This window comes from Photobacterium chitinilyticum, from assembly GCF_004104355.1.
Lineage (GTDB): Bacteria > Pseudomonadota > Gammaproteobacteria > Enterobacterales > Vibrionaceae > Photobacterium > Photobacterium chitinilyticum.
Genome location: NZ_RJLM01000062.1, coordinates 1 through 1,290 on the forward strand (window position 1 = coordinate 1; position 1,290 = coordinate 1,290).

The 1,290-nt window shown below is 45.4% G+C and carries 1 protein-coding gene; it reads left to right on the forward strand.

Annotated features, from left to right (window positions below; genetic code table 11):
• Nucleotides 1-214 (forward strand): hypothetical protein (locus EDI28_RS27425; RefSeq protein ID WP_233353519.1); only part of this gene is annotated, 214 nt, incomplete at its 5' end.
• Nucleotides 215-1,290 lie beyond the last annotated feature (1,076 nt).

Sequence of the window (1,290 nt, forward strand, 5' to 3'; positions counted from 1 at the left end):
GTGCTTGCTGCATGAAACTTTGAACGGTATGCGCCATGACTGGAGCATAGACAAAATTTTAGGCTATATTAGAAGCAGATACGCAATCTTCGACGCAGCGCACTCCCCGAGCTTGCTCGGCAGATTTAACGCCTGGGATAAGGTGCGCCACGACCAACTCACCAAATCAGCTGAACTCCAAACCAAAACCGCCGAGTCAAACGCGTCACCTTGATACCTTTGTTATGCAACTCCATCCATTAATACGATCATACTTGGCCGAAAATCTTTCCATGCATGATGAATCTGCGACATACAGGCAGCAAACTCACGCTCTGCTAATTGCGATTTACTTTCAACAATTTGAGCCAAACCAACTTGCATGACAACCTGATACAGACTGACTTGGCTGCTGCACCAAACCTATGGGCAGAGAAAAGCGCTAACACTTTCACAGCGGAGCAACGTTGTAATTCGGTATTGCATTGCCAGAACCAAAGGCAGCAGAGAAAACAGCAGCCTGCTTATCTCCGGACTTTCTGGCAGCCTGTCGCTGAACGAATGACCAAAGATATCGTGGAAATGAGCGATGAATTATCTACCATTGAAATTCTTGGCTCTAGGTGCATAACGCCTGGGATAAGGTGCGCCACGGTGAACTCACCAAACCCACTAAACTCCAAACCAAAAATGCCGAGTCAAACAAGTCACCTTGATACCTTTGTTATGCAACTCCATCCATTTATACGATCATACTTGGCCGAAAATCTTTCCACGCGTGATAAATCTACGACATACAGGCAACAAATCCATACTCTGATAATTCCGATTCACTTTCAACGAGTTGAGCCAAACCAATTTGCATGACAACCTGATACGGAGAAGCTTGGCTGCCGCACCAGACCAATAGGCAAAGAAATGCGCCAACACTTTCACAGCTGAGAAACGTTGAAATTATGATGTTACATTGCCAGAATTAAAGGCAGCAGAGAAGACAACAACAAGCTTATCTTCGGACTTTCAGGCAGCCTTTCGGCAAACGAATAGCCAGAGAAATCGTGGAAATGAGCGATGAACTATCTACCATTGAAATTCTTGGCTCTAGGTGCATAACGCCTAAAATAAGCGGCGAAAAACAACGCGCAGATATTGATATGAAGTGYGTAAACGCATAACTTCATTTTGCACCTGAAATGCCGAGTGTTTTTTGTCCGCTTGATTTTCTTGTTAAATTTGCCCCGCCCGATGAGGTCGAGGCCTGCTGTTAAATTTGCCGAGCAAGCGCCTTTGGTCTTTCTATTGCTCCTGCCT